General features: G+C 66.0%; 21 protein-coding genes and 1 pseudogene. 18 read left to right on the top strand and 4 right to left on the bottom strand.

Annotated elements, in window-relative coordinates:
- The first annotated feature begins 3 nt into the window (after positions 1-3).
- The 10 genes from ALII_RS0113115 (at position 4) to hemH (ending at position 10,242) form a co-directional block, all read left to right on the top strand.
- The gene (locus ALII_RS0113115) at positions 4-558 is read left to right on the top strand and encodes a biotin transporter BioY (RefSeq protein WP_024587764.1); all 555 of its coding nucleotides are present in this window, start codon (positions 4-6) and stop codon (positions 556-558) included.
- Positions 555-1,229, top strand: a complete 675-nt coding sequence (locus ALII_RS0113110; protein WP_024587763.1) for an ATP-binding cassette domain-containing protein — start codon at positions 555-557, stop codon at positions 1,227-1,229. The genes ALII_RS0113115 and ALII_RS0113110 overlap by 4 nt, the downstream gene beginning before the upstream one ends.
- Positions 1,226-1,831, top strand: coding sequence for an energy-coupling factor transporter transmembrane protein EcfT (locus tag ALII_RS0113105; protein WP_024587762.1), 606 nt, complete (start codon positions 1,226-1,228; stop codon positions 1,829-1,831). Before ALII_RS0113110 ends, ALII_RS0113105 begins: the two co-directional genes overlap by 4 nt.
- Positions 1,828-2,982, top strand: a complete 1,155-nt coding sequence (locus ALII_RS0113100; protein ID WP_024587761.1) for an aminodeoxychorismate synthase component I — start codon at positions 1,828-1,830, stop codon at positions 2,980-2,982. Before ALII_RS0113105 ends, ALII_RS0113100 begins: the two co-directional genes overlap by 4 nt.
- Positions 2,931-3,593 carry an aminotransferase class IV family protein gene (locus ALII_RS0113095; protein WP_024587760.1) on the top strand — a complete coding sequence of 221 codons (663 nt, stop codon included), beginning with the start codon at positions 2,931-2,933 and terminating at the stop codon, positions 3,591-3,593. The genes ALII_RS0113100 and ALII_RS0113095 overlap by 52 nt, the downstream gene beginning before the upstream one ends.
- Positions 3,594-4,499, top strand: a complete 906-nt coding sequence (locus ALII_RS0113090) for a DUF3445 domain-containing protein (RefSeq protein WP_024587759.1) — start codon at positions 3,594-3,596, stop codon at positions 4,497-4,499.
- Between the two features lie 88 nt (positions 4,500-4,587).
- Complete coding sequence (locus ALII_RS0113085) at positions 4,588-6,033, top strand: homospermidine synthase (protein ID WP_024587758.1); 1,446 nt, start codon at positions 4,588-4,590, stop codon at positions 6,031-6,033.
- A 102-nt stretch (positions 6,034-6,135) separates the two neighbouring features.
- Positions 6,136-6,546: a hypothetical protein gene (locus ALII_RS0113080; RefSeq protein ID WP_024587757.1), complete on the top strand. Its 411-nt coding sequence runs from the start codon at positions 6,136-6,138 to the stop codon at positions 6,544-6,546.
- Positions 6,547-6,775: 229 nt separating this feature from the next.
- A complete protein-coding gene (locus ALII_RS0113075; RefSeq protein WP_024587756.1) occupies positions 6,776-8,995 on the top strand; it encodes a 5'-nucleotidase C-terminal domain-containing protein in 2,220 nt (739 codons plus the stop codon).
- A gap of 182 nt (positions 8,996-9,177) precedes the next feature.
- Entirely contained in the window at positions 9,178-10,242 is a 1,065-nt protein-coding gene (gene hemH, locus ALII_RS0113070; protein WP_024587755.1) for a ferrochelatase, read from the top strand.
- A 541-nt stretch (positions 10,243-10,783) separates the two neighbouring features.
- Here the strand turns inward: hemH and ALII_RS0113065 are convergent.
- Positions 10,784-12,469, bottom strand: a complete 1,686-nt coding sequence (locus ALII_RS0113065; protein ID WP_024587754.1) for an outer membrane beta-barrel protein — start codon at positions 12,467-12,469, stop codon at positions 10,784-10,786.
- 135 nt (positions 12,470-12,604) lie between these two features.
- On the opposite strand from ALII_RS0113065, the gene ALII_RS0113060 reads away from it, so the two are divergent.
- Entirely contained in the window at positions 12,605-13,603 is a 999-nt protein-coding gene (locus ALII_RS0113060; protein ID WP_024587753.1) for a KpsF/GutQ family sugar-phosphate isomerase, read from the top strand.
- Here ALII_RS0113060 and ALII_RS0113055 read toward each other — a convergent pair whose 3' ends face one another.
- Positions 13,604-14,860: an SGNH family hydrolase gene (locus ALII_RS0113055; protein ID WP_244437433.1), complete on the bottom strand. Its 1,257-nt coding sequence runs from the start codon at positions 14,858-14,860 to the stop codon at positions 13,604-13,606.
- A gap of 14 nt (positions 14,861-14,874) precedes the next feature.
- The gene (locus ALII_RS0113050; protein ID WP_051375885.1) at positions 14,875-16,047 is read right to left on the bottom strand and encodes a lytic murein transglycosylase; all 1,173 of its coding nucleotides are present in this window, start codon (positions 16,045-16,047) and stop codon (positions 14,875-14,877) included.
- A gap of 302 nt (positions 16,048-16,349) precedes the next feature.
- On the opposite strand from ALII_RS0113050, the gene galU reads away from it, so the two are divergent.
- The 4 genes from galU to ALII_RS0113030 all read left to right on the top strand — a co-directional run bounded on the left by galU (position 16,350) and on the right by ALII_RS0113030 (position 19,989).
- The gene (galU, locus tag ALII_RS0113045) at positions 16,350-17,219 is read left to right on the top strand and encodes a UTP--glucose-1-phosphate uridylyltransferase GalU (protein WP_024587750.1); all 870 of its coding nucleotides are present in this window, start codon (positions 16,350-16,352) and stop codon (positions 17,217-17,219) included.
- Positions 17,220-17,276: 57 nt separating this feature from the next.
- Positions 17,277-18,482 (top strand): FAD-binding oxidoreductase, encoded by a 1,206-nt coding sequence (locus tag ALII_RS0113040; RefSeq protein ID WP_024587749.1) that lies wholly within the window; start codon positions 17,277-17,279, stop codon positions 18,480-18,482.
- Positions 18,483-18,544: 62 nt separating this feature from the next.
- Positions 18,545-19,537 carry an SPFH domain-containing protein gene (locus tag ALII_RS0113035; RefSeq protein WP_024587748.1) on the top strand — a complete coding sequence of 331 codons (993 nt, stop codon included), beginning with the start codon at positions 18,545-18,547 and terminating at the stop codon, positions 19,535-19,537.
- Positions 19,534-19,989 (top strand): NfeD family protein, encoded by a 456-nt coding sequence (locus tag ALII_RS0113030; protein WP_024587747.1) that lies wholly within the window; start codon positions 19,534-19,536, stop codon positions 19,987-19,989. The genes ALII_RS0113035 and ALII_RS0113030 overlap by 4 nt, the downstream gene beginning before the upstream one ends.
- A 199-nt stretch (positions 19,990-20,188) precedes the next feature.
- Here ALII_RS0113030 and ALII_RS0113025 read toward each other — a convergent pair whose 3' ends face one another.
- The gene (locus ALII_RS0113025; RefSeq protein WP_024587746.1) at positions 20,189-22,042 is read right to left on the bottom strand and encodes a M3 family oligoendopeptidase; all 1,854 of its coding nucleotides are present in this window, start codon (positions 22,040-22,042) and stop codon (positions 20,189-20,191) included.
- Between the two features lie 142 nt (positions 22,043-22,184).
- Here ALII_RS0113025 and ALII_RS0113020 point away from each other — a divergent pair, with 142 nt between their 5' ends.
- The 3 genes and pseudogenes from ALII_RS0113020 (at position 22,185) to ALII_RS22715 (ending at position 25,675) form a co-directional block, all read left to right on the top strand.
- Entirely contained in the window at positions 22,185-23,669 is a 1,485-nt protein-coding gene (locus tag ALII_RS0113020; RefSeq protein WP_024587745.1) for a sigma-54 dependent transcriptional regulator, read from the top strand.
- A 277-nt stretch (positions 23,670-23,946) separates the two neighbouring features.
- Positions 23,947-24,822, top strand: a pseudogene (locus tag ALII_RS21680) (DUF882 domain-containing protein); the annotation flags it as partial.
- Positions 24,823-24,862: 40 nt separating this feature from the next.
- Positions 24,863-25,675, top strand: coding sequence for a hypothetical protein (locus ALII_RS22715; protein WP_244437435.1), 813 nt, complete (start codon positions 24,863-24,865; stop codon positions 25,673-25,675).
- The last annotated feature ends 72 nt before the right edge of the window (positions 25,676-25,747 follow it).

Here is a 25,747-nt window from a genome sequence, read left to right as displayed (position 1 = left end):
ATCATGAACACAAAAGACATCGTCTTCATCGCGCTTTTCGCCGCTCTGACGGCAGCGCTCGGAGTTTTCCCCCCGTTCACGCTGCCGATCGTCGGCGTGCCGATCACGGCGCAGTCGATGGGCGCGATGCTGGCCGGTTCAGTCCTCGGCGCCAAGCGCGGTTCGCTCGCGCTCGCGCTCTTCCTCGTCCTCGTCGCAGCGGGCCTTCCGCTTCTGGCAGGCGGTCGCGGCGGCTTCGCGGTCTTCGCGGGACCGGGCGGCGGCTTCCTCGTTTCGTGGATTCTGGTGGCCTTCGTGGTCGGCCTCTTGTGCGAGCGTTTCTGGCGCAATCTCGGCTTCTTCCAGGCGCTCGGGATCAACATCCTCGGCGGCATCCTGGTGCTCTATCCGATCGGCATCGCCTGGATCAGCCTGACCACCGGGCTCTCCTATGTCGAAGCTGCGGCTGGTTCGCTGGGCTTCATTCCGGGCGATTTGATCAAGGCCGCGATCGCCGCGACGGTGGCGGTGACGGTGCGCAAATCCTATCCGCTGATCGAGGCGCCCCGCCGCGCATGATCCGCTTTTCCGGCGTCAGCCACCGCTTCGGCGAGCGAGAGGTCTTGAAGCCTTTCAGCCTCGAACTCGCCGAGCGGCGCATTGCCGTGATCGGCGCCAACGGCTCGGGAAAGAGCACGTTCGTGCGCCTGATCAACGGCTTGCTGGTGCCGACGTCGGGGAGCGTTTTCGTCGATGGGCTGGATACGAAATCGGACGGCAAGGGGGTCAGGGGGAAGGTCGGTTTCGTCTTCCAGAACCCGGACAACCAGATCGTTTATCCCGTCGTCGAGGAAGACCTCGCCTTCGGCCTGAAGAACCGCAAACTGTCGAAGGACGAGATTGCGCGCAGGGTCGAAACGGGGCTGGCGCGGTTCGGGCTTTCCCACCTCGCCAAGGAGCAGACGCACCGTCTTTCGGGGGGCGAGAAGCAGATGGTGGCGATTGCCGGCGTGACAATTCTGGAGCCTGAGATCATCATCTTCGACGAGCCGACGACGCTGCTCGACCTGCGCAACAAAAGGCGCGTCGCGCGAACGATTTCGGAACTCGAAGAAATGGCGATCGTGGTGACGCACGACCTCGATCTCGTCGCCGAGTTCGACCGCGCGCTGGTGTTCGACGAGGGCGGGCTCGTCTTCGACGGCAAGCCTTTCGATGCGATCCGCCACTATGAAGGCCTGATGGGATGATCTCCGCCTACCGGCCCGGAACGAGCCCGATCCACCGCCTTGCGGCTGGGCCGAAGATGGCCGCGCTCGCCCTTGCCGGAACCGGGCTCTTCTTCGTGACCGGACTGGCCGGGACGGCGCTCGCGCTCGCCGTCGCAATTGCACTGTATTTCGTGGCCGGGCTGACGCTTCGCGACATCTGGCAGGTGTTGCGGCCGCTGCTGATCGTCATGCTTCTCCTCGTGCTTGCGCATGCCTGGCTGAATGGCTGGGAAGCGGCGTTCGCGATGGGAATGCGGCTTGCCGCGCTCGTGCTCCTCGCCGGGCTGGTGACGCTGACGACCCCGTCATCGGCGATCATGGCCGCGATCGAAACGGGTTTGCAGCCGCTCGCAAAGCTCGGCGTCGATGTCGAGAAGATCAGCCTCGCACTGTCGCTGGCGCTCCGCTTCATTCCGCTGATCGCGTCCGTCGGCGCAGAGGTGCGCGAGGCGCAGCGGGCGCGGGGGCTGGATGGAAGCCTCGTCGCGCTTGCCGTGCCGCTGCTGGTCCGCACGCTCAAGATGGGCGAGGACATCGCCGACGCGATCGACGCGCGGGGTTTCGGCAGCACACGCAAATGAACTTTCGCAGCTTTGCGCTCTTCCGCGACGATTTTTCCGGGCGTGAACTTCTATTCGCCGAGCCGGATCGGCTGATCGTGGCGTGGGACGAACAAGAGTTCTTTCCGGCTTTGGGAGAAGCGCAGGCGGCGCGGGAAGCGGGCAAGTGGCTGGCCGGCTATGTCTCCTATGAAGCCGGCTATCTTCTGGAGCCGAAACTGCGGCCACTGCTGCCCGAAAACCGCCGCGCGCCGCTCATCTGCTTCGGCGTCTTCGACGGCCCGTTCGACGGCGATGCCATCCAGATTTTCCGGCCGCCTTCCAATGCCGAGCCGGCGATCCTCGATGCGCGGGCGACATGGTCCGCGGCGACCTACGCGGGGCGGTTCGCCAAGCTGCACGGCCATCTGCGGGCTGGCGACTGCTATCAGGGGAATTTGACCTTTCCGGTCCATGCGCGGTGGGAGGGCGATCCGCTGGCGATCTTCCGGCAGCTTGCCGCGCGCCAGCCGGTGCGCCACTCGGCGCTGGTCGAACTCGACGGGCCGGTCGTCGTCTCGCGCTCGCCGGAACTCTTCTTCGACGTTTCGCGCGACGGCTGGATCGAAACGCTGCCGATGAAAGGCACCGCGCCGCGCGGGGCGACGCCGCAGGACGATGCGCGCCAGCGCGATTTTCTTGCCGGCGATCCGAAGAACCAGGCCGAGAACCGGATGATCGTCGATCTTTTGCGCAACGACATTTCGCTGATCAGCGAGGTCGGGACGCTCGACGTGCCGGACCTCTTCAAGGTCGAGACCTATGCGACGGTGCACCAGATGGTGAGCCGGCTGCGTGCGAAGCTGCGACCCGGCCTCGCTATCGCCGACATATTCGCCGCGCTCTTTCCCTGCGGATCGATCACCGGTGCGCCGAAGATCCGTGCGATGGAGATCCTGCGCGAACTGGAGGATGGTCCGCGCGACGTCTATTGCGGTGCGGTCGGCTGGATCGCGCCCGGCCACCGGATGCGGTTCAACGTTGCGATCCGCACCCTCTCGCTCTATCCGTCGGGCGAGGCCGTCTACAATGTCGGCGGCGGTGTCGTCTTCGATTCCACGGCGGAAGGGGAATATGCCGAATGCCTCCTGAAAGCGCGCTTCGCGACGGGCAGCCCGCCAGCTACGCCCTGATCGAAACCATGCGCCGCGAGGCGGACGGCACGATCCTGCGCCGCGCACGGCATCTCGATCGCATGGCGCATTCGGCCGCCGCGCTGGGCTTTGCGTTTGACCGGCAGGATGCGGAAGACCTGCTCGATGGGATCGCAGGCCAAGGGGCGTTGCGGGTTCGGCTGGAGCTTTCCACGAATGGCCGGATCGGGCTGACGACGACACCGTTTGCGGCTCTGTCCCAAGGCACGGTCTGGCGGCTTGCCATCGCTGCGACGCGGCTCGATGCCGCCGATCCACTGCGCCGGCACAAGACCGACAGCCGCGCAATCTATGCACAGGCGCGGGGTGAGTTTCTGGCCGACGCGATCGACGAGGTGCTGCTTCTGAACGGCGAGGGCGCGCTTGCCGAGGGGACGATCACCAATCTGTTCCTCGACCTTGGCGACGGCGTTCTCGCGACGCCTCCAATGGAGGCAGGTGCGCTGCCGGGGGTGCTGCGGGCGGAGCTTCTGGACCAAGGCAAGGCGGTTGAAGCGCGGCTCGTGCCAAGCGACATTGGTCGGGCGCGGGCGGTCTTCGTCGGCAACTCGCTGCGCGGCTTGATCGCGGCGCGACTGGAGAGTGAGTGAATGCGATATACGCCCTTCGACGGGTCGTCCAAGCCCTTCACGATCGGCCTGAAGCCGATGGACCTCGCCACATGGCTGGAGGTCGACGACGCGCTGGAGCCGTATCTGGCTGAGAAGGACCGGCTTTATGCCGAACTGCCTGACAAGGTGTTCGTGGAGCGCGGCGACACGCGCGATGCGCAGCAGGAAGTGCTCGATCTGATCGTCGAGAACCTTGCCGAACGGCATGGCGCGACGCATGGCGTCGAGGGTTCGGATGTGCGTATCGGGGGGCGCATCGTGTCGCTTTCGGCTGACGTGCCGCCGCTGAAGATCGCGTCGCATCTGGTGCAGGAAGACCTCGTCCTGATGCGCAAGGATGTCGATGGCTGGCGGCTCGTCGCCGCTTCGCTGTGCTTTCCCTCGTCCTGGTCGCTGACCGAAAAATACGATCGGGCGCTGGAGGACATTCACCAGCCGGTGCCGCAATTCGGGCGCGGGACGCGGATGGCCGAACTGATCGCGCGCATGTTCGACAAGCTGCAGCCGGGCAATCCGGTCGAGCGGATGAACTGGTCGATGCAGGGCAATCCAGACCTCTACCACCCGCTGTCGCATGCGAGCCGGATCGACCGCGCGGGAGAGGGCATCCGCGAACTTTCCGCGCAGGAGGTGGCTGCGCGCGCGTTCATCCGCGTCGAGCGGCAGACGCTGCGCAAGCTGCCGCGGACGGGCGACATCCTCTTCACCATCCGCATCTACCTGAACCCGCTGGCGCGGATCGCGGCGCATGATGATCATATCCGGGTCGCCGACGGGTTCGCCGAACAGCTCTCGTCGATGGATCGCGACCAGCTTGCCTATAAGGGCCTGTTGCAGGATCGCGACAGGCTGGTTTCTGCGCTTCGCGCCATTTCACGCAACTGACATGGCGCTGCCGCATTGATGGCTATCGGCATAGCGCGATCTGTGGTTTAGCAAGTCATCATTCAACTGAAGAAGGAGACGTCCGGAAATGGCAGAACGCAATTGGCCCGTCCATGGTGAAATCACCGGACCGATCGTGCTGGTCGGGTTCGGCTCTATCGGACGCGGCGTGCTGCCGCTCATCGAACGTCACTTCAAATACGACAAGTCGCGCTTCGTGGTGATCGACCCGCGTGACGAAGACAAGGCGCTGCTCGACGAGCGCGGCATTCCCTTCATCCAGGAGCATGTGACGCGCGAGAATTATCGCGACCTCCTGACACCCTATCTGACCAAGGGCGACGGGCAGGGCTTCTGCATCAATTTGTCGGTCGACACCGGCTCGCTCGACATGATGAAGATGTGCCGCGAACTCGGCGTGCTCTACATCGACACCGTGGTCGAGCCCTGGCTCGGCTTCTATTTCGACATGAGCGCGTCCAATGCCGAGCGTACGAACTACGCGCTGCGCGAGAGCGTGCGGCGCGAGAAAGCGGCCAATCCGGGCGGCACGACGGCGGTTTCCTGCTGCGGGGCCAATCCGGGCATGGTGTCGTGGTTCGTCAAGAAGGCGTTGGTCGACCTCGCTTCGGAGATGAAGCTCGACTTCACCGAGCCTTCGGTCGAAGACCGCGAGGGCTGGGCGAAGCTGATGCAGCGCGTCGGCGTCAAGGGCATCCACATCGCCGAGCGCGACACGCAGCGCACCAAGAAGCCGAAGCCGATGGACGTGTTCTGGAACACGTGGTCGGTCGAAGGCTTCATCTCGGAAGGCCTGCAGCCGGCCGAACTCGGCTGGGGTACGCACGAGAAATGGAAGCCCGTTAATCTCAAGGAGCACGACCATGGCTGCAAGGCCGGTGTCTTCCTCGAGCAGCCCGGCGCAAACACGCGCGTGCGTTCCTGGTGCCCGACGCCCGGACCGCAATACGGCTTTCTCGTCACGCATAACGAGGCGATCTCGATCGCCGATTTCTTCACCGTGAAGGGCGCGGACGGGACGGCTGAGTTCCGGCCGACCTGCCACTATGCCTATCACCCGTGCAACGACGCGGTGCTTTCGATGCACGAGATGTTCGGCGCGGCGGGCAAGGCGCAGACGGTTCAGCACGTGCTCGACGAGGACGAATTGACCGACGGCATCGACGAGCTCGGCGTGCTGCTCTACGGGCACCGCAAGAACGCCTACTGGTATGGCTCGCAGCTTTCGCTCGACGAAACGCGCGAACTTGCGCCCTACCAGAACGCGACGGGCTTGCAGGTGACCTCGGCGGTGCTAGCCGGCATGGTCTGGGCGCTGGAAAATCCGCAGGCCGGTATCGTCGAGACCGACGAGATCGACTATCGCCGCTGCCTCGAGATCCAGATGCCCTATCTCGGCCCGGTGAAGGGCTACTACACCGACTGGACACCGCTCGACCGGCGGCCGGGGCTCTTTCCCGAGGACATCGACGAAAACGATCCCTGGCAGTTTCGCAACATTTTGGTCCACTGAGCATTAAAGGGGCGGGGGCGGCACGGCGACACGCCGTGCGACGCCTTGCTTTTGCCGCCGAAAGCGGTGACTTTAGGCTCGGGGACGAGGAGAATTTCCAAGATGACCAAGACACGAATTTGGGGTGCGGCCGGAACCGCGGCTCTCATGCTGGCGCTCGCCGGCTGCCAGGGAATGGGGCCCGGACCCGGCCAGATGGCCTCGCGGCCGATGATCCAGGCGCCGCAGATGGCCGCTTCGCAGGTCGACGGCGAATGGGCGAGCACGGACGGCGTCGCCATCTCGCGCTTCTCGAACGGCCAGTTCGAGACGGTCGCGACCGATACGGGCAACCGGCTCGCGGAGGGCAGCTATGTCGATCGCGGCCAGGGCTCGGTCGAGATCACGCTGACCTCGCTGATCCGCCAGACGACCTCGCGCGTCAACTGCCAGATGGCAGGCGCGGGTCAGCTCAACTGCACCGGCGAGGCGGGCAACCAGTTCTCGCTGATCCGCAGCCAAGGCGTGTCGTAGGCCACCGTCACCGGCTGGAAGATCGACGAGGGCCGTCCCGCGGGGCGGCCCTTTTTCGTGGCCGTTAACCACGGGCGCGCCGAAGGGGCCAAACTGTCCCGGCGTCAGGGACGAAAGCGCTTGCGCGGGCGGAATTGAGGTGTGAACATGTTCACCAACGATGCCGTAGCACGATCGTCATGGTCGTGTGTCAGGTGTCGATGGGTTCACTCCGGGAGCGTCAAACAAGATGAAGAAACTCACCCTCGTCGCGGCCATGTCGGTGTCGACGCTGGCCCTTTCGGCCAGCCAGTCCTTTGCCGACTACACATTGTCCATCCTCCACATCAACGACCTGCATTCGCGCATCCAGTCGATCAACTCCTCGGATGCGACGTGCTCCGACGAGGACGAGACGGCGGGCGAGTGCTTCGGCGGGATCGCGCGCGTGGCGACCAAGATCAACGAACGCCGCGACGCGCTGACGGGCGAGGATCGCAATGTGATCGTGCTCGACGCGGGCGACCAGTTCCAGGGCTCGCTGTTCTACACGACCTACAAGGGCGAGGACACGGTCGAGTTCATGAACATGATCGGCTTCGACGCGATGGCCGTCGGCAATCATGAATTCGACGACGGTCCGCAGGTGCTGGCCGACTTCATCGACGCGGCCGAATTCCCGGTGATCTCGGGCAATACGGTCGTCGCGGACGCCGAGACGAGCCTTGCCGGCAAGATCGAGGAATGGACGGTCGTCGAAAAGGGCGGCGAGCGCATCGGCATCCTCTCGGTGCTGGCGACCGACACGGACGTCACCTCGGCCGGCGGTCCGAACGTGACCTTCGACGACGAGATCGAATATCTCAACGACGCCGTGACGCGCATGGAAGGCGAGGGCATCAACAAGATCGTGCTCGTCAGCCATGTCGGCTTCGCGCGCGACCAGGAGATCGCGGCGGCGGTCGACGGCATCGACGTGATCGTCGGCGGGCACAGCCACACGCGCTTCTCGAACACCGAAGAGGGCGCCGAAGCCTATCCGACGATGGTCGCCAACCCGTCGGGCCGCGACGTTCCGATCGTCCACGCCTATGCCAACTCGAAATATGTCGGCGAACTCGAAGTGACCTTCGACGACGAGGGCAACGTCACGGCGGCTGCCGGCGACACGATCCTGCTCGACGCGTCGGTGGAGCCGAACGCCGAGATCGCTGCGCGGGTGGAAGAACTCGCCGCGCCGATCGAGGAACTGATGTTGCAGCCGGTCTCCGAGACGACGGCGGCGATCGACGGCAGCCGCGAGACCTGCCGCGCGCAGGAATGCACGATGGGCAACCTCGTCTCCGATGCGATGCTCGACCGCACGTCGGAACAGGGCGTTCGCATCGTCATCCAGAATGGCGGCGGCCTGCGCTCGTCCATCGATGCGGGCGAAATCACGATGGGCGAAGTGCTTGCCGTGCTGCCGTTCCAGAACACGCTGGCGACGTTCGAACTGTCGGGCGCGGACATCATCGCCTCGCTCGAACACGGCGTCTCCGGCATCGAAGAGGGCGCCGGACGCTTCCCGCAGGTCGCGGGCATCCGCTATTCCTTCGACCCGAGCCAGCCGGCCAATGGCGGGCGCATCCAGTCGGTCGAGATCGAGGAAAACGGCGAATGGGTCGCGCTCGACGAGGCGGCGACCTATGGCGTTGCCACCAACAACTTCATGCGCGGCGGCGGCGACGGCTACGCGCTGTTCGGCTCCAACGCGCAGAACGCCTATGATTTCGGTCCCGGCCTCGAAATGGTCGTCGCCGACTATCTGCGCGACAACGGCCCCTACGAGCCGATGCTCGACGGCCGCATCACCAATGTCGCCCAGGCCGAGCCGACCGAACCGGTCGTGGACGAGGCGGCGCCGAGTGATGCTTCGGAAGAACCGGCGCCTTCGGCCGAGGAACTGACGACGCCGCAGCCCGAGGCCGCTCCGGCCGAGGAAGCTGCGCCTGCCGAGGACGAAGCCGCTCCGATCGAGGCGGCACCGGCCGAGGAAGCTGCGCCGGCATCGCCGGAAGCCGCGCCGGCCGAAGAAGCTGCACCGGCCGAAGAAGCCGCACCGATGACCGAAGAAGCCGCTCCGATGGAGGACGAGGCCGATCCGATCGAGGCGGCGCCGGCCGAGGAAGCTGCGCCGGCAGCGCCGGAAGCCGTTCCTGCTGAGGACGCGGCACCGGCCGAGGAAGCCGCACCGACGACCGAGGAAGCCGCTCCGATCGAGGAGGAGGCCGATCCGATCGAAGCGGCACCGGCCATGGATGGCGGCGCGCGGACCCATACGGTCGTCGCGGGCGACAATCTGTGGGAACTCGCCGAGCAGTATCTGGGCGATGGCGAGCGCTACATGGAGATCGCCGAGGCGAACCCCGAACTGCGCAATCCCAACCGGCTGCATGTCGGCATGGAACTCGTCATTCCGGCCAACTGATCGGCTGCCGGACCCAATCTGCGGGCCGCCTTCGGGCGGCCCGTTTCGTTTGACGGGCGAGGACAGTGTGTCTGCGGCCACGCGCCATATTGATCGACGCGCGCGAACGCCTAACTTCCGGCCACGAAATCCGAACAGGCGGGCAGGCGACGCGCGAGCGGCGCCGCGCGAAGGAGACGGCGATGACGCTGCAAACGAAGATCGACGGTGAGGCTGCGCGGGCGATCGGTCCGCTGCCCGAGGGACATCCGCGGGTTGCCGCGAAGAAGGTCGGCGTTCTTCTGGCCAATCTGGGCACGCCCGACGGCACCGACTATTCCTCGATGCGGCGCTACCTGAAGGAATTCCTGTCCGATCCGCGCGTCATCGAGCTCAACAAGGCGATCTGGTATCCGATCCTCTATGGCGCGGTGCTGACGACAAGGCCGTCGAAATCGGGCGCGAATTACCGCAAGATCTGGAACACGGAAAGGGACGAGTCGCCGCTGCGCACCATCACCCGCGCGCAGGCCGAAAAGCTCGCCGCCGCGCTCTCCGTCGACGATCGCATCGTCGTCGACTGGGGAATGCGCTACGGTCAGCCCTCGATCGCCAGCGCGGTCGACAATCTGATGAAGGCGGGCTGCGATCGCATCGTGATGTTCCCGCTCTATCCGCAGTTTTCCGCGACGACGACGGCGACGGCGAACGACCAGCTCTACCGCGCGCTGATGAAGATCCGGCATATGCCGACCGTCCGCTCGGTGCCGCCCTATCATGACGAGCCCGTCTATATCGAGGCGCTGGCACGCTCGCTGGAAAAGCATCTGGCCGCGCTCGATTTCGAGCCGGAAATCGTGCTCGCCTCCTATCACGGCATCCCGAAGGCCTATTTCGAGCGCGGCGACCCCTATCACTGCCACTGCCAGAAGACGACGCGCCTTCTGCGCGAGCGACTGGGGTGGGAGAAGGACCGGCTGATGACGACCTTCCAGTCCCGCTTCGGCGCGCAGGAATGGCTGCAGCCCTATACGGACAAGACCGTCGAGAAGCTCGCCAAGGACGGCGTGAAGCGGATCGCCATCGTCAATCCGGGGTTCTCCGCCGACTGCATCGAGACGCTGGAGGAAATCGACGGAGAGGTGCGGGAGATTTTCGAGCATGCCGGCGGGGAGAAGTTCGCGCACATCCCGTGTTTGAACGATTCGGAGGAGGGGATGGCGGTGATCGAGACGATCGTGCGGCGGGAAATGCAGGGGTGGGTGTAGAGGGCACGGCTGCGGTTTAAGCGGGGGCTTTGCCGAGTCGGGCGAGGGGGACCCCCACCCTTTATCCCTCCCCACAAGGGGGAGGGAGGCGTCGGCGTCCTGCCATCCCTTCGAGTCGGGTGATGCAATGAAGGGCATGTGCGAGGCGGACGAACTCCCTCCCCCTTGTGGGAGGGATACAGGGTGGGGGTCAATTCAGGAAAAACCTGGCTGAGCCTTCTGTGTCCGAACGCGCTTCCTACGGGGAGGGAAGGCTGCCGTCGAACAATCAACGTCGATACCCAGATTGAGGTGGAACGGCGGCGACAAGGGGATTGGCGAGAACCGCTATTGGCGCGGATGGTGCCGGGAGTCGGGCGAAGGGGACCCCCACCCTTTATCCCTCCCCACAAGGGGGAGGGAGGGCGTTGGCGTCCTGCCATCCCTTCGAGCCGGGTGATGCATTGAAGGGCATGTGCGAGGCGGATGAACTCCCTCCCCCTTGTGGGGAGGGATACAGGGTGGGGGTCAATTCAGGAAAAACACCTGAACTTTCGCCGCGTTACCTTTGCGCCCGAAGCCCCACGAACACGCTCGTCGTGTCGCTTTCGCGGCCGGGATCGCTGCTGGTTACGGTTTCGTAGCGGGCGCGGCCGGTCAGGCCGAGGTAGCGGTTGAGCCACCAGGTGAGGGCGAGCTGGCCGGTCCAGGTCATGTCGTAGGCGGACGAGTTGGCGTAGTCGCGGTAGTCGAGGCCTATTCCGGCCGTGCCGGTGAGGTTTGCGCGCAGTTCGCGGGTGACCGAGAGGTTGCCGGCGTAGAGGAGCGAGCCGCTCTGGCCGGGGGAGGTGGTGCCTTCGACTGTCGTCAGCGCGTTGAGGTCGACGATCGTGCCGCGCAGGGGCGACCAGGCGAGGTTGCCGCCGATCTCGAGACCCGAGACCGAATCGAGTGCGTCGTCGTCGGGGTCTTCCGAAAGCCAGCCGGCATAGGCCTCGCCGCGCCATTTCTCGGCGATGTCGATGCCGATGCCGGCGCGCAGCGCCAGCCGGTCGGCCGAGCGCGCGAAGCCGGCGGAATCGATTTCGTTGTCGTAGATGCGCCGGCCGATCTCGACCTCGGCGAAGGGTATGAGGGCGGGTGAAATCTCGTAGCCTGTGCGCAGGCGGAGACTCGCCAGCGTGGAGTTCCGGTCCTCCTGGCTGAGCACCGTCCCGTCGGGAAGCCATGCGTCGGAGAACATGTCGCGCGTGACGTTGCCGGTGAGGCCAAGCCGCAGCCGCGCCACCTCGCGCCCGATGCCGAGTTCGCCGGCGAGCGTGTCGCGGTCGGGCCGGGAGGCGCCGGTCGTCAGTTCGACCGGCGAGGAGGCGGTTTCGGGCCGGTGCAGATAGTTGAAGGCGGCGCGACCCTCGTAGCCGCCGGCAAGGTCGAGCAGCAGTTCGCCGTCGAGGGCAGCTTCCGTGTCGCGGATTTCGGCGCCCGAAAGCTCGCGCCGCAGGACGCCGAACCCGTTCAGCCGCGCCTCGTGGCGCGACCAGTCGGAGCGCAGTTCGAACCGCGCGGTGGTTTCCGAAAAGACCGCGCTTTGCGCATCGGCGCTGCCGTTTGCGTTGGTCGTCGCGCCGATGCCCTGTTCGATCGAAGGGAAGAGCTCGAAGGTGCCGACGCGCAGGCCGATCGGCGCGTAGGGATTGTCGTCCGGCAGGCGCCGCGTCGTCTCGATCGAATTGACCCGCGACGCGTCGGAGCCGATCCGCAAATTGCGTTCGAGATCGAGCGAATCGACGGCGGCGAGCGGGACCGTTGCCGTCACCGTGTCATCGACCTGGCCTTCGGCGAGCGCACGCGCCGCGCCGCGGTCCGGTTCGTTCTCGCGGCCCTCGCGAAGCTGCGGCCGGGCGAGATCGATCGCGGGCTGGCCGGCGAAGGGGTCGATGACCGCATCGGTTTCGGGCGCATCGGTGCGCCGGCGCACGCCCGCAAGCGGCTCGCCTTGCGAGAGCGCACCGTCGCTGAAGGGGCGATACGCCTCCTGCGCGCGCGTCGCCTCTTCTTCGAGCACGCTGCGCTCAGCGAGCGAGGGACGGGTGAGGAGATTTCGCGCGGGGTCGTCGCGCAGATCGCCGCGCAGCGGCAGTTGCGGCTGCTGCGCGAGCACCTGATGGCCGGCGAAAAGGGCCGCCGCCGCGCACGCGACACCGAGCGCGGCGGCAAGCCTGCGAAGCCGGAAACTCGTGTCTGCCATCGGGCCCGCGCCGCTTTCAGGTGAGGAAAATCATGCTTACGAAACCGTAAAGCGGCTTGGTTAACCAAGTGTTGAAATCGCGCCTGCCCGCCGCGGTGAATGGACATGGGCGCGAAGGAGCGCTAAGCGCATCCCATGCTGCGCCAGAAAACGAACAAAGCTCCTGATCGCGACCAGATCGTCCAGTCGGCCGCCCGCACGCTGGCGACGGAGGCCGCGGGGCTCGCACGCCTCGCCGAATCCTTCGAAAACGGACTTGCCGCGCCCTTTGCCGACGCCGTCGAGGCGCTGGAGGGGATCACCGGCCGGGTGATCGTGACGGGCGTCGGCAAGAGCGGGCATATCGGCTCCAAGATCGCCGCGACGCTCGCCTCGACCGGCACGCCGGCCTTCTTCGTCCATCCGGCCGAAGCCAATCACGGCGATCTCGGCATGATTGCTGAGGACGACGCGATCCTCGCCATCTCCTGGTCCGGCGAGACGAGCGAACTGACCGGGATCATCGCCTATGCGCGGCGCTTTTCGATCCCCCTCATCGCCATCACCTCGGGCACGCAGTCCGCGCTGGCGCGCGAGGCGAGCGTGGTGCTCGCGCTGCCCAAGGTGGCAGAGGCCTGCCCGCACGGGCTGGCGCCGACGACGTCGACGCTGATGCAACTCGTCATGGGCGACGCGCTGGCCGTTGCGCTGCTCGAGGCGCGGGGCTTCACGCCCGATCATTTCAAGACCTTCCACCCCGGCGGCAAGCTGGGGGCGAGCCTGACGCATGTGCGCGACCTGATGCATTCGGGCGACGAGGTGCCGCTGGTGCCGCTCGGCACGGCGATGACCGACGCGGTTCACGTCCTGTCGAAGAAGCGCTTCGGCTGCGTGTGCGTGGTCGACGATCAGGGCCGGCTCGCGGGCATCGTCACCGATGGCGACCTGGCGCGAAACCTCCACCGCAACCTGGCGGCGCTCTCCGTCGACGAGGTGATGACGCGCACGCCGAAGACGGTCGCACCCGACATGCTGGCCGCCACCGCCACCGGCATCATCAACGAAAAGGGCATCTCCGCCCTCGTCGTCTGCGAGGACGAGCGGCCGGTGGGCATCGTCCATTTCCACGATCTGTTGCGGGTCGGGGCGGCTTAACTATCGCCGCAGCGCTCCCGTAATCCCTGCGTCGAACGGCTCGGGTGCCGGGCGTTCGCGCATGAAATTGTCGGCGCGGCCGGTGGGGGTACCCTCGGGCTCATCCTCCGTCTCGACCCTTGGGGCGGGCGTTGCGCTGCGCGCCGGGCGCACGATGTTGCGGCCGAGCAATTCGCCGCCGGCGCCGGGAGTTGCGAACAGCGCGACGGGCTGGGTGCGGTCGATGCGGGGCGCTTCGCGCGGGCCGGCGACGAAGCCCGGGGGCAGGTCGGGGCCGAAGAAGACGAGTTCGGGCGCGGGCGCGGCGCCGAGCGCCTGCTGCAGCGGCTTTTCGACGAAGAAGGCGATCTTGCGCTTGCCGGCGCGGGTCACGTTGATGCCGTCATCGGCGCGAAGCTGGGTCGGCTGGCCGTTCATGTCGGGGCCGCTGGCGACGAAGGCGCCGTTCTCGTCGACGAAGCCGTCCCAGACGTCGACGAACTGGCCGCCGGCCGCTTCGGCGACCTTGCGGTAGATGTCGTTGAAGGCGAGCATGTCGGCCGACATGGTGGAGGGGCGGAAGGGGATCATGCCGACCCAGACGAGCGGGATGTCCTTTGCCGTCACCGCCTCGGCCATGAGGCTCGCGCGGCGCTCGTATTCCTTCAGCCAGGCGTCGCTGCGCGCCGCCTCCGACGTGCCGGCGACCGACATGGCCTGCCGGTCGTTCGAGCCGAGCATGACGATTACGATGGCGGGGTCGAGTTCGTCGAGCATGGTGGCGAGGTTGCCGGGCCAGTCGTAATAATCGTCGCGCACGAGGCCAGAGGACCCGTTCGCACGGGCGACGATCTCGACCGAGGCGTCCGCCTCCACGGCGGCTTCGAGGCCCTCGGCCAATCCGCCGGCGACGAAGTCACCGACCACGAGCACCTTGCGCGCGTCGTCCGCCTTGGCGACGGCGACGGCTGCTGCGGGCGCGGCGGCCTGTCCCGGCGATGACGAGCGCTGGCGGCGCTGCGCCTGTCCGCCGGCGCCTTGCTGCTGCCGGCGGGGCTGAGCGCGCTGGCGTTGCGGCTGGCGCTGGGGGGCTTCATAGACCTGTGGCGCCGGCTGGTTGCGCTGGAAGAGAAAGCGCAGAAGACCGCCGCCCTGTTGCTGCTGTTGCTGCGCGGCGGCGGGCGAAACGGCGAAAGGCGCGCCTTGCGGCACGCCTCCGAAAGCCAGGATCATCGCCAGACAGAAGAATGCCGCTTTGCGCAGACCTCGCGATGCCAAATCGTGCTCCGTTCCTACTGCCCCCGGATGCGGGACAGAACTTCCTTCGAGGGGTGGCCGTCGGCGCTCATTCCCATGCGCGACTGGAAGGCCTTGATCGCATCGCGCGAGGCGGGTCCGATCTTGCCGTCGATATTGCCGTCATAATAGCCGCGCGTCAAAAGATGCTGTTGCAACTCCTGCGTCTCGTCGAACGACAGGCGCGTGAAGGGACGGTTCCAATCGCGCGCAAGCTGCGGCTGGCCGGCGATCTGGTCGGCGAGAAGGCCGACGGCGATCGCGTAGCGGTCGGCATTGTTGTAGCGCTTGAGCATGTTGAAATTGTGCAGGACGAGGAAGGCCGGGCCTTCGCGGCCGTCCGGCACCTTCAGTTCGGCGCTGTCGCCGGGACGCGGATAGGCCTGGCCGTTGGCGCGCACGACGCCGATCGACTGCCACTGCTGGAGCGACATCGTGCCGCCGGGGAACTTGCGGCCCGCCGGCAGTTTCACCTCGTAGCCCCAGGCATGGCCGGCCCGCCAGCCATTGCTGGACAAAAGGTTTGCGGCCGTGGCGAGCGCGTCGGGCACCGAATTCCAGATGTCGCGGCGGCCATTGCCGTCGAAATCGACCGCATAGGCCTTGTAGCTCGTCGGGATGAACTGGGTGTGGCCCATCGCGCCGGCCCATGAGCCGGTCAGGTGGTGGACGTCGATGTCGCCGCGCTGGAGGATTTCGAGCGCCGCGATCAATTGCTGGCGCGCGAAGCGCTGGCGGCGCTCGTCGGCATAGGCGAGCGTGGAGAGCGAGCGGATGACGTTGCGCATCACCCGGTCGTTGGTGAGAATCGCGCCATAGTTCGATTCCATCGACCAGATGGCGAGGAGGATGTTGCGATCGACGCCGAACCGGCTCTCGATCTGGCCGAGCAGGCGATTGTATTCATTGGCCTTCTGGCGGCCGATGCCGATCGAGTTCTCGTTGATCCGGTTGTCGAAATAGTCCCAGACCGGCGCGACGAATTCGGGCTGGTAGCGGGCTTTTTCGAGCACTTCGGGGTCGGGCGCGGTCACGCCCTGGAACGCGCGGTCGAATGTGGCGTTGGATATGCCGCTCTGCGCCGCCGTCGCGCGGAACTGCGCGACCCACCTTTGGAACCCGGCATCGGCCTGCGCCGGCTGGGAGATGACAGAAAGGCCGATCGTCATGCCCGTCACGGCCAGAACCGCGCCCAGCGACCGCGCACCGGCGACGAGCGATCCCACGAATGTCTTCAAGCTCATGAATTCCTCCTTGATTCAGGATTTGAAGCGATTCTGCACCGATCGGGTTAGGAAAGCGTTTACCATGCCGTCCGGAGCCGCCCCTGGCTCAACCTTTCCGTGCGGCAAATCAGCCATTTTCGTTCAAGACAGATCAACATTGACATGAAAATGTCCGCGACGGAACGTACGCGGCCGCGCCGATCACGAAGTCGCGATCATCGATGAAACTCAGAATGGACCGTCAGATGAAGAAAGTCAGAAAGGCCGTTTTCCCCGTCGCAGGACTTGGAACCCGCTTCCTGCCCGCCACGAAGACGGTGCCCAAGGAAATGCTGACCGTCGTCGACCGTCCGGTGATTCAGTATGTCGTCGACGAGGCGCGCGAGGCGGGGATCGAGCATTTCATCTTCGTCACGGGCCGCAACAAGGGCAATATCGAGGACTATTTCGACCTTCAGTTCGAACTGAACGAGACGCTCTCGCGCCGCGGCAAGACGGTGCAGATCGAGCTCTTGCAGTCGATGCAGCCGGCCGCCGGCACGACGAGCTTCACGCGCCAGCAGGAACCGCTCGGGCTTGGCCATGCGGTCTGGTGCGCGCGCGACCTCGTCGGCGACGAGCCCTTCGCGCTGCTTTTGCCCGACATGATCATGCGCTCGGACAAGAGCTGCATGCGCGGCATGGTCGAGCTCTACGGGGAAACGGGCTCGAACGTCATCGCGGTTGCCGAATGCGACCCGGCCGAAACGCATAAATACGGTATCGTCGGCGCAGGTGCGAAGGCCGGCGCGGGCTTCGAGATCACCGGCATGGTGGAAAAGCCGAAGCCGGCGGACGCCCCGTCCAACCTCTACATCAACGGCCGCTACATCCTGCAGCCGGAGATCTTCGATCTTCTCGCCACGCAGGAGCGCGGCGCCGGAAACGAGATCCAGCTCACCGACGCCATGCTGCGCCTCGGCGACAGCCAGAAGCTCTACGGCTACCACTATCGCGGCGAAACCTATGATTGCGGCTCGCCGGAAGGCTTCGTCGAGGCGAACCTCGCCTTCGCGCTCGGCCGCGCGGATCTGCGCCCGCAGATCGAGGCGATCGTAAAGCGTCTGGCCGGCTGAGGAACCTAGTGGTCCGAGCCCCGTTGGAGAGCGCAATCCAACGGGGCGACGATCTTCATGCGTAAACTCGATCTGCGAACCGGCACGCCGGTCTGGATGGCCTATCGCGCGCCCTCGGTGCCGACGCAGACGCTGACCCGCGACATCAAATGCGAAGTCCTCGTCGTCGGCATGGGAATTTCCGGCGCGATGATGGCTGAGGCGCTGACCGGCGCCGGCCACGAGGTCGTCATGATCGACCGACGGGGGCCGCTGCTCGGTTCGACGCCGGCGACGACGGCACTCGTCCAGTACGAGATCGATACGCCGCTTTCCAAACTCAAGCTCAAGATCGGCCGCACCGATGCCGAGCGCGCGTGGCGCCGCTCGCGCCTCGCTGTCATGAACCTGAAAGCGCATATCGAGGCGCTGGGAATCCCCTGCGATCTTGCCACGCGGCCCACGCTCTATCTCGCCGGCAACGAATTGACGGGCCGCGCGCTGGAAGAGGAGGCCGAAACGCGGACCGATGCCGGGCTCCTGTCGCGCTACCTGACCGCCAAGCCGTTGAAGGACGAATTCGGCCTCGATCGCGACGGTGCGATCCTTTCCCACGACAATCTGGCGCTCGACCCGCGCAAGCTGACGGCCGGCCTTCTCAACACCGCACGCTCGCGCGGCGCGCGGTTCTACAAGAATGTCGAGGCGACGGCGTTTGAGCACGCGAAGGACAGCGTCGAGGTCGCGACCGCTGACGGCCCTGTCATCTCCGCTTCCCATGTCGTCCTTTGCACCGGCTACGAACTGATGCCCTTCGTGCCGGCCGACAACCATCAGGTGATCTCCACCTGGGCCATCGCCACGCGGCCGCAAAAGCAGAATCTGTGGCCGCAGGAAGCCTTCATCTGGGAGGCGTCGGACCCTTATCTCTACATGCGCGCGACCAAGGACGGGCGCGTCGTCTGCGGCGGCGAGGACGAGGAATTCCAGGACGAGGAGCGGCGCGACGCGCTGATCCCCGCAAAGACCGCCGCCATCGTCGCCAAGCTCAAGAAACTGATGCCGAAGCTCGACACGAGCCCGCAATTCGTGTGGGCCGGCGCCTTCGGTTCGACCTCGACGGGACTGCCAATCATCGGCGCCGTGCCGAAAAAGCCGCGCATCCACGCCGTGATGGGCTATGGCGGCAACGGCATCACCTATTCGCGGATCGCGAGCGAGATCGTGTCGGCGGCGATCGCAGGGCGCTCGGACAGCGAGGCGGACCTCTTCGCCTTCGGCTGATTTGCCTCGCGCGGCTTGTCTCCCTAAGTTCGCTGCATAGGCAACGCATTTTGGGAGTTACCATGTTCTTGTCCGGTTTCGAGATCGCGATCCTCGTTTTCGCGGTTCTTGTGCTCCTCGTCATTTTCGCCGGCGTGAAGACCGTGCCGCAGGGCAGCAACTATACGGTCGAGCGCTTTGGGCGGTATACGCGTTCGCTGTCGCCGGGCCTCAATCTGATCGTACCCTTCGTCGAGCGGATCGGCGCGCGCATGAACATGATGGAACAGGTGCTCGATGTTCCCACGCAGGAGGTCATCACGCGCGACAACGCGATCGTCGCCGTCGACGGCGTCGCCTTCTACCAGGTGCTGAACGCGGCGCAGGCCGCCTATCAGGTTTCCGGCCTGCAGAACGCGATCCTCAATCTGACGATGACCAACATCCGCTCCGTCATGGGCTCGATGGATCTCGACGAGCTTTTGTCGAACCGCGACCAGATCAACGATCGGCTGCTCCACATCGTCGACAATGCCACCAGCCCCTGGGGCATCAAGATGACGCGCGTCGAGATCAAGGACATCAACCCGCCGGCCAATATGGTGGATTCGATGGCCCGCCAGATGATGGCCGAGCGCAACAAGCGCGCGCAGATTCTGGAGGCGGAGGGCCTGAAGCAGGCGCAGGTGTTGGAAGCCGAGGGCCGGCGCGAGGCCGCCTTCCGCGACGCGGAGGCGCGCGAGCGTTCGGCCGAGGCCGAGGCACGGGCAACGCAGGTCGTCTCCGAGGCGATCGCGGCCGGCGACATCCAGGCGGTGAACTATTTCGTCGCGCAGAAATACACCGAGGCGATGGCGAAGATCGGCTCGGCGCCGAACTCCAAGGTCGTGCTGATGCCGATGGAAGCGTCCGCGCTGGTCGGCTCGCTCGGCGGGATCGGCCAGATCGCCAGGGAAGTGTTCGGCGACGAGAGCCGGCAGCAGCAACCGCCGCGTCGCGGCGCGCGCCTGCCATCGGTGCCGGCGCATAGCGTCGCGACGACAAGCACCGACGCCGACACGCAGGACGCGCGATGAGCGAATTCCTCTCCGGTCTCGGTGCATGGAACTGGATCGTCCTCGGGGCGGTCCTGCTCGGCCTCGAAGTCTTCGCGCCGGGCGTCTACCTCCTGTGGATCGGCATCGCCGCGCTTTTGACCGGCGCGCTCTCGTTCCAGATCGGCGATGCCGCCTGGTGGGGCTGGCCTGCGCAGGTCATCGTCTTCCTGGTGCTGAGCCTTGCCAGCGTCATCGTCGGCCGCTTCGCGTTCGGTTCGGACAAGGGCGAGAGCGACCAGCCGCTTTTGAACCAGCGCGAGCGGCAGTTGATCGGGCAGATCTCGACGCTGGAAGAGGATTTGCGCGACGGGCATGGGCGTATTCGGCTCGGGGATACGCTGTGGCTTGCGACGGGGCCGGATATGGCGGCAGGGACGCGCGTGCGCGTGGTCGGGGCGGAGGGTACGACGCTGAGGGTGGAGGCGGTTTAAGGGGCTTCGGCGTTGCCAGAGTTGGGCGAAGGGGACCCCCACCCTTTATCCCTCCCCACAAGGGGGAGGGAATTCGTCAGCGTCGTGTTTTTCCCGTCAATGCAAGTGCCAAGTTGAAGGTGAAGCGCAGCGTGGATGCCCTCCCTCCCCCTTGTGGGGAGGGATAGAGGGTGGGGGTTAAATCGTGGAACACCCGCCGTCAGGCGGACCGATCCAGCGCTTCCAACTCGTCGATCAGGCCTTCGATGACCGACAGGCCCGTTTTCCAGAAATCGGGATCGGTCGCGTCCAGCCCGAACGGGGCCAGAAGTTCGGCGTGGTGCTTGGTGCCGCCGGCCTTCAGCAGCGCGAAATATTTCTCCTGGAAGCCGGGCGCGGCGGACTGGTAGACGCCATAGAGCGAGTTCACCAGGCAGTCGCCGAACGCGTAGGCGTAGACGTAGAAGGGCGAGTGGATGAAGTGGGGGACGTAGGCCCAGAAGGTCTCGTAGCCCTCGCGGATGCGGATTGCGGGGCCGAGGCTTTCGGCCTGCACTTCGAGCCAGAACTGGCCGAGCTGGTCGGGCGTCAGTTCGCCGTTCCGGCGCTCGGTATGCACCTTGCGTTCGAACTCGTAGAAGGCGATCTGGCGGACGACCGTGTTGATCATGTCCTCGACCTTCTGCGCCAGCATCGCCTTGCGCTCGGCCTTGTCGGTGGTGCGGTCGAGGAGGGAGCGGAAGGTCAGCATCTCGCCGAAGACGGAGGCGGTTTCGGCCAGCGTCAGCGGGGTCGAGGCCATCAGCGCGCCCTGGTCGGCGGCGAGCACCTGATGGACGCCGTGGCCGAGTTCGTGGGCGAGCGTCATCACGTCGCGCGGCTTGCCCATGTAGTTCATCATCACATAGGGGTGCACCGACGGCACGGTCGGGTGCGCGAAGGCGCCGGGGGACTTGCCGGGGCGCACGGCCGCGTCGATCCAGTTGCGATCGAAGAAGCGGCCGGCGATCTCGGCCATCTGGGGGTCGAAGCCCTCGTATGCGGAGAGGATCGTGCGGCGCGCGTCCTCCCACGAGATGATCGCCTTCGGCGTCTCGGGCAGCGGGGCGTTGCGGTCCCAGTGGTTCATCTGGTCCATGCCGAGCCACTTCGCCTTCATCGCGTAGTAGCGGTGCGACAGGCGCGGATAGGCCTCGCGCACGGCGGAGGCGAGCGCGTCGACGACCTCGCGCTCGACGCGGTTCGCCAGATGGCGCGAGTCCGCGATGTCCTCGAAGCCGCGCCAGCGGTCGGAGATTTCCTTATCCTTGGCAAGCGTGTTGGTGATCAGCGTGAAGGTGCGCAGATTGTCCTTGAACACCTTCGCCAGCGCATGGGCCACTTCCTCGCGGGCAGCGGGGTCGGCGTCCTGCAGCTTGTTCAGCGTCGGTTCGAGCGGCAGCGTCTCGCCGCTTACCTCGAAGCGCAGCGACGTCATCGTCTCGTCGAATAGGCGGTTCCAGGCGCCGCGGCCGGTGACGGACTTTTCGTGGAAGAGCTGCTCGATGCGGTCTTCGAGCTGGTAGGGCTTGTCGAGGCGCAGATCGACGATCCAGGGGCGGTAGCGGCCGAAGGACGGATCGGCGGCGAGTGCGGCGTCGATGATGGCGTCGTCGAGGCGGTTGAGTTCAAGCGTGAAGAAGAGAAGGTGCGAGGAGGCGTCGGTGAGCTTTTCCTGCACGTCGCCATAGAGCTTGGCGCGCTTCGGGTCCTGCGTGTCGCCGGTGTAGAGGAGGGCGGCGTAGGAGGCGATCTTGCCGATCAGCTCTTCGAGCGCTTCGTATTCGGCCATGGCGCGGCCAAGGCCCCCGGCCGCGCTCTTTTCGGCCTCATCCTTCAGCTTGCCTTTCCATTTGGCCTCGAAGGCTTCCGCGTCGGTGCGGGCGCGGGCGAGGTCGGCCTTGAGCTCGGCTGAGTCCATCGAGGCGTAGAGGTCGGCGAGGTTCCACTCGGGCAGGTTGCCGAACTCGCTCTCGGCGCGGGCGGCGGAGGCCGGGGCGCGGACGGGCGCGAGCGGCGATGTCGAAGATGTCATTGAATTTCCTCGTGGAGCGAGCTGGTTTTCGGCGCGGCCGGTAAGGGTTCGTTCACCGGTCTTCTTGAGCGCCTGTTCATGGAGTTGTGCCAGTGTGGAGCAACTAAAGCGGGATAGGCAACGCAAAAATCGCGTGGGCGGCATGGCAGGCAGCATTCTCATCATCGACGACGATCCGGTCCAGCGCCGGCTGGTGGAAGCCGTCGTCACGCGCCTTGGCCATTCGGCGCTGACGGCGGAGAACGGGCGGATCGGGCTCGACAGGCTGCAGGCAGCGCGCCCCGGCGAGATCGAGGCCGTCGTGCTCGACCTCGCCATGCCCGAAATGACCGGCCTCGAAGTCCTCGAGGCGATGGGCCGGGCGGGGATTTCGACGCCCGTCATCGTCCAGACCGGGCAGGGCACGATCGACACCGCTGTCTCGGCGATGCGGCTCGGCGCGTTCGACTTCGTGGTCAAGCCGGTGGCACCGGAACGGCTCAAGGCGGCGCTGGAGGGCGCGCTGAAATTCGGCGCGCTTGCCGGCAAGGCAAAGGCGCGCAGGGCGGCCCGCGGCGCCGAGGGGCAGATCGGGCTCGGCGATCTCGGTGCTTCACCGGCGATGGCGCGCACCGCCGCGCTCGCCCGCAAGGCCGCGGCGACCGACATGCCGATCCTGATCGATGGCGAAACCGGCGTCGGCAAGGAAATCGTCGCACGGGCGATCCGGGCGGGGGGGCCGCGAGCCGGCAAGCCGTTCGTCACCGTCAATTGCGGCGCGATCCCGGAAAACCTCGTCGAGAGCATCCTCTTCGGCCACGAGAAAGGCGCCTTCACCGGCGCGACCGAGAAGCATCTCGGCAAGTTCCTCGAAGCCGATGGCGGCACCCTCTTTCTCGACGAGGTCGGGGAACTGCCGCCCGAGGCGCAGGTGAAGCTTCTGCGCGCGATCCAGGAGGGCGAGGTCGACCCGGTCGGCGCGCGCCACACGATCAAGGTCGACGTGCGGCTGATCTCGGCGACCAATCGCGATCTTTCGAAGCGAATGGCCGAGGGGCTGTTTCGCGAGGATCTTTATTACCGGCTGAACGTGCTCGCCATTCCGGTGCCGCCGCTGCGCGAGCGGGCCAGTGAAATCGCGGCTCTGGCAGGACTTTTCCTCGACCAGGCAAGATCAGCCGCACCGATCAGCGTGGCGGGATTGTCAAAAGACGTAGTAAACCTGCTCTCAGCCTATGATTGGCCTGGAAATATCAGGCAGTTGCAAAATGTGATCTTCCGCGCGGCGGTGCTGGCCGAGGGCGAGCGGCTGGAAGTGCATGATTTTGCGCAGATTGCCTCTGAAATCGGCACGATCCGTCCGGTTGAGACGCGCCGGGCCGACATGCCGTCTCCAGTAGCCGAAAAATCTCCGCAAGATCTTGAAACAACTGACGAAATGACGCTTCCGCTGCTCGATTCACGTGGCGAGATGCGCTCGCTGGCCGAACTGGAGCGGCAGACGATCCAGGCGGCGATCGACCATTATGACGGCCGGCTTTCCGAAGTCGCGCGCCGGCTCGGCATCGGTCGCTCGACGCTCTACCGCAAGCTCAAAGAGATGGGGATCGACGCCGACGAGGGACGCCTCGGCCGGCTCGCGTCTTGACGGTGCCCCAGGGTTAGCGATAGCCATTTTGCCAGCAGTCGACCACAGTTTCGCCATCCGCGTCGCCTCCAGTCGCGACGCCCGCCAAATGTGAACGACTGCACTAAGTGCTGATTAACCATTAGCGCTGATATTTGGACGACAATTGCCGTCCGGAATCGGTCCGGGGACACTCAACAAGCCGACAAGGCGAGATGTTTTGATCAGTATCGCTGGAATGCCCAACACTTGGCAGATCATGAGCGGCGGGCTTGCCCGCCGGGCCGTCACGGCCCTGATGGTCGCCTTCGCCTTTTCCTTCTGCGCCATGGCGAATGCTGATGCGCAGACGCGCACGCTGAAGCTCTACAACATCCACACCAAGGAACGCGCGGACATCACGTTCAAGCGTGGCAACCGGTTCGACCAGAACGGGCTGACGCAGGTGAACCGGTTCCTGCGCGACTGGCGCCAGAACGAGCCGACCAAGATGGACCCGCAGGTGATCGACCTGTTGTGGGAAGTCTATCAGCAGGTGGGCGGGCGCGAGCCGATCCACGTCGTCTCGGCCTATCGCTCGCCGAAGACCAACGGCATGCTGCGTTCGCGCTCCTCCGGCGTTGCGGAGAAGAGCCAGCACACGCTCGGCAAGGCGATCGATTTCTACATTCCGGGCGTCAAACTTTCCTCGCTGCGCGCGGCCGGCCTGAAGATGGAAGGCGGCGGCGTCGGCTATTATCCGACATCCGGCGCACCCTTCGTCCATCTCGACGTCGGCAATGTGCGCCATTGGCCGCGCATGCGCCGCAACGATCTGATGGCGGTATTCCCCGACGGCAAGACCATTCACGTGCCGACCGACGGCAAGCCGCTGCCCGGCTACAAGCAGGCACTGGCTTCCTATGAATCGCGCAAGCGCTCCGGCGGCTTTGCAGTTGCAAGCGCCGGCGGCAGCGGCGGCGGCTCCGGCAGGGGCCTGCTCGCGACGCTGTTTGGCGGTGGCGGCGGTGCGGATGACGAGGAAGACGTCGCGGTTGCCGCCGCGCCGGCTCAGGCCGCGCCGCAGCAGCGCCAGGCACCTGTTCCGGCCGCCCCGGTCGCGCAGTCGCCCGAAACCATCATCGCGGCGCTTCCGGCCCGCGCCATCCCGGTGCCGCTCGCCGCGCCGCGCCCGCAGGTCGAAGTCGCCGCCGCACCGGCTGCNCGCCGCCGCGATGGCCGACGGGTTCGACGCCGCCGCAGGCGCCCCGGTAGAGGCCGAGGCCACGGCGACCGAAGTCGCGCTCAACATTCCGCTGCCCACGCGCCGTCCGGACTACAAGCCCGCGCCCGCGGAAGCGGCCGACGCGCTGGTCGCCTCCATCAAGACGCCTGAGACGGGCGTGCCGGTTGCCGCACTCCTGGCCGAACGGCCGAGCCGCGGCGGATCGGATGCGATCACCCAGCTCCTGACGGACGCGCCGAAGCCGGCCAGCGGCGGAACGCAGGTCGTTTCGGCCGAACCGGCAGTCGGCGACGGGCGGACGGCAGGCGAAATCTTCGCACTCGCGGCGCTTCCCGATGCCGTGACTGCCAAGCCGTTCGACCTCGATGCCTCGCGCAGCGCCAACGGCATCAATGCCGAGGAAGCCGCGCAGGCGATCAAGCAGCAGCAGGTCGCGGCGCTCGAATCCTCGCCGCGCGCAGCACTGATCGCCCGCACCGAAGGCACATCGCCCATGCATGCGATCGAATCGGGCGTGCGCACGACGGCCAAGCTCGGCAAGCCGACGGCGACCGACGCACGCCAGCAGCGCCGCGCGCGCGCTGTCGACGCCACGCCCGAAATGGCGCGCTGGGCGCTCGAGCCGGGCCGCGTCGAACAGGTCCAGACAGGCACGACCGCGCCGTCCTTCGCCTACAACATCGTTCGCACGCCCCCGGCGCTGATCTACACGGCCGGCTTCCAGCGCAGCGACGCCCAGCCGGATGCCAGCCGGTTCTCGGGCAAGGCGGTGGAGTTCATGTCGGTGGCGCGGTTCAATTAAGCCAGCCGCGTTTACGTTGCTTCAATATGGAAACGGCAGCCCGGTGGCTGCCGTTTTTGTTTTTGCATGAAG

This window comes from Aliihoeflea sp. 2WW (genome assembly GCF_000497755.1).
Lineage (GTDB): Bacteria > Pseudomonadota > Alphaproteobacteria > Rhizobiales > Rhizobiaceae > Aliihoeflea.
The sequence above is the reverse complement of the archived record's forward strand: the minus strand, read 5'-3'. Positions and strand labels throughout refer to the sequence as shown.